Source organism: Neisseria sp. P0021.S007 (assembly GCF_051956855.1).
In genome coordinates this window covers 1-2,410 of record NZ_JBQCXA010000018.1, presented here as the reverse complement: position 1 = coordinate 2,410, position 2,410 = coordinate 1, and the positions used below count along the sequence as shown (strand labels likewise).

General features: G+C 44.8%; 3 protein-coding genes. All 3 read right to left on the bottom strand.

Annotated elements, in window-relative coordinates:
- Window positions 1–90: 90 nt before the first annotated feature.
- Window positions 91–1,269 carry a zonular occludens toxin domain-containing protein gene (locus ACTHUR_RS10605; protein WP_070461275.1) on the bottom strand — a complete coding sequence of 393 codons (1,179 nt, stop codon included), beginning with the start codon at window positions 1,267–1,269 and terminating at the stop codon, window positions 91–93.
- A 2-nt stretch (window positions 1,270–1,271) separates the two neighbouring features.
- Entirely contained in the window at window positions 1,272–1,553 is a 282-nt protein-coding gene (locus ACTHUR_RS10600) for a DUF2523 family protein (protein WP_070461276.1), read from the bottom strand.
- A gap of 8 nt (window positions 1,554–1,561) precedes the next feature.
- The coding region (locus tag ACTHUR_RS10595; protein ID WP_440398558.1) for an IgG-binding virulence factor TspB family protein at window positions 1,562–2,410 on the bottom strand (849 nt) is incomplete at its 5' end.

The following is a 2,410-nucleotide window of genomic DNA, read 5'->3' as shown; positions in this document are numbered from 1 at the left end:
CTCTTTAGATAGGTTTTTACGCCGCGCTTTTTAAAGGAATCAAGCAGCTTTTATTTAAAGGCCGTCTGAACTGGTTTCAGACAGCCTTTGTCATTGCGCGGATTCGACTACCGCGCCGCTTTGCGGTGTGAACTTTGCGCCTGCTTCTACATATCCGTCATACATAAGGTTTTGAGGGCTTTGGCCGCCTAGTGATGCGACTTGCACGCCTGCGCTAGTATCCGACGCGGATGGCGCTGTCTGCGCTTGGTTTGAGCTGTGGTCGGACTCTTTGTAGGGATTAAACGGCAGGCCATTATGGGCGTAGTCTTTGCACATTGCCTTAGTGATTTCTTTCAGCGGTGTACCTTGCGATGAATAGCAGGTACATCCGCTTTTGCCACCATCAACACAGCCGACGGGGTACTCAAATGTTTTAACTTGTCGGACGCCGTTATAGATGGGTTTACTTTCGGGCTTTTCGGCAAGAACAGGGACAAAATCTTCAGGTTTGAGGTTTTGCCCCTGAATTCCACTTTGCGGCATCATTTCTTTTTGGTTTTCAGGGTCAAGCGGATTTTTGAAACCTGTATCTTCTTTTGCTGCTTCGGCCTTTGCCGTTATTCCTGCTTTTTCTTTATAACCCTGATACATCTTATAGCCCATGAATCCGACCAAACCTAAGATACACGGCAGGATAAACAACATGGCGATTATGATGTAATACCACCTTGATTTGACGTGCGAATGGGCGGTATGCACTTCTGCAGATTTGTAGTATTCAAGAACCTCTTCCCTAATTTTATGCGAACTGGACAAGGCGTTTCTTGATTGCTGTGTCGGGTTTAAAGCTACTTCGTTCCATTCAAGCCTTGTCAGTCCGCCCATTTTGTTTGCAGCTATATGGATATGCTTGTTCACGACTTCGCGCAGATTCACGTCAAGCAGCTTGGGCGATTGTGTGATTAGTATCATGTCGATACCGTAATGGCCGTGAATGTTCAAAAAGGCGACGTTTTCAGGCATTTTTGAACCGCTGGAACGTGTCGGAAACAAATATTGCACTTCGTCATAAATGACAACTGAGCCGATATTCTCTTTCCATTTCAGCCATTCATACATGTCTTCCCAGCTATGACCTTCCGGCGGTTGATGATGGTCTATCAAAAGGCCGTTGATGTTGGAGAAGATTTTACGGCCTTTATAATAGTCATCAAACATAAGCAGTTCGACGGCAAAGGCGGTTTTGCCGATTCTTGGTTTTCCTGTTATCAGGGTAATGGCGGCCATCTTTATCCTTTCTTGCCAAAGCTTAATTTAGACAGAGTTTTAAACGTAACGACAAAAGCGAGCATTCCGAACATGATGTTCAGAACAACGCCGCCACCTGCAATGTAAAAAATTTGGATCGCTCCGGCGGGAACTGCGCCCATACTGCTTATAAACTGATTTTTAAGATTGCTCATAAGGGCATCAAAACCAACATAAGTAATAATAGACACCCCTAAAGCAGTCAGAATGTATTTGACAACATGATTTATCAAATATGGAGCAAGAGCAGCTAAAAATTTCATAAATCCCCCTATGCGTTATTTCTGACAACTCTAGACACGAAGAACGAAGCCACCAGCCAAGCCATAGCGATAATAAAGGGTCTAATCATGGCAGCTAAATTACACGCAGGCTCAAGACTGATTCTGTATTCAGCACCCAATGCCTGAAACGTTACCGGAGCAGGGCATTCGCCATACTCTCTAAAAGTATTGTCAGGTGTGAAGTTCAAATCTATTTGTTCTTCGGGAATCTCTAAATCAGGTTCTTCTTTTTCGGGCAATTCGTCGCAGGCCAAAATATTCGGAAACACTTTACAAAGCAAACCTCCGTCTTCTTTGGGCTTGTCATCCTCTTTAGGTCCTTCATCTTTTTTTGGATCGTCTTTGCTGTCAGGGTCGGGCTTATCGTCGGGTTTTGGATTGTCTTTGCCGCTAGGGCTGTCGTCAGGATCTGGTTTTGGCTTATCGGACGGGCTACCGTCAGGCGTTGGGTCTGGTTGAGAGCCAGGCTTGCCATTTTCTCCCGGTGTAGGTGTTGAGTTGGTTTTAGGAGCTGCAGGGCTGCCCGGTGTGAGGTCGGGACGCGGGGTTGTGATTACCGTTGCGTTTGTTTTGCCGTTTGAATCTTGACCGAAAGTAATGGTAATTTGCACCGGCTTGCCATTTTCGGGAGTGACAGGGCCAATGGTTACAACTGTACCGGCAGGGACTTTGATATTTTCTTTATATTCAGGTTTGCCCGTACCTTCTACAAAAGGGGTAGGATTTCCGTCAATTATAGAAGTGGCAATATTTAAAAATTCATCCTCTTCTAAAATTTTTGTTAAAGCTCTATTTTGAAAATAATAACCATATCGAGATTGTTTACTAGTTTCACA

What these genes read in the sequence shown, in the direction of transcription:
- ACTHUR_RS10600 (WP_070461276.1), bottom strand. Translation starts at nt 1,553, where the DNA reads ATGAAATTTTTAGCTGCTCTTGCTCCATATTTGATAAATCATGTTGTC.
- ACTHUR_RS10605 (WP_070461275.1), bottom strand. Translation starts at nt 1,269, where the DNA reads ATGGCCGCCATTACCCTGATAACAGGAAAACCAAGAATCGGCAAAACC.